This window comes from Fulvivirga imtechensis AK7, assembly GCF_000331535.1.
Taxonomy (GTDB): Bacteria; Bacteroidota; Bacteroidia; order Cytophagales; family Cyclobacteriaceae; genus Fulvivirga; species Fulvivirga imtechensis.
This window is the reverse complement of record NZ_AMZN01000189.1, coordinates 1-435: the sequence shown is the minus strand read 5'-3', so window position 1 is coordinate 435 and position 435 is coordinate 1. Positions and strand designations below refer to the sequence as shown.

General features: G+C 47.8%; 1 protein-coding gene. It reads right to left on the bottom strand.

Features of this window, described 5'->3' with window-relative positions; translation table 11 throughout:
- On the bottom strand, window positions 1–435 hold a 435-nt coding region (locus tag C900_RS27700; protein ID WP_040497721.1), incomplete at both ends, for an IS91 family transposase.

Here is a 435-nt window from a genome sequence, read left to right as displayed (position 1 = left end):
GGTGACCTTTCCCCTGTTGGCCAGAAATCCATAATGGCGGATGCGCACAAACCGTCTGGGAAGGATATGCTGTTCAAACCTTCGCAGGAACTCGGTTTCTTTGAGTTCCATGCTTTTGGTTTTGTTGCCGTCCGCATAGTCTTTGTATTTGAAACGAACCGTTCCATGTTCAACGGCCTCTATCCTGTAGCTGGTAATAGCCGTTTTGTGAGTGTAGCGTCCCAGGTACTTCAACACCTGGTGGGGTCCTCCAAAAGGGGCTTTTGCATACACTTTCCACGGCTTATATCCCGATTCACGGATGGCTGCATTGATCTGTTGATCGCTGGCAGCAATATCTTGTTTTCTTTCCCTGACCAGGCGTAAGAATATAGCCTTGTACTTTTTGCGTAATGCTGCTGTGGGAAACAAAAACTTGCCGTTTGACCTTTTGGG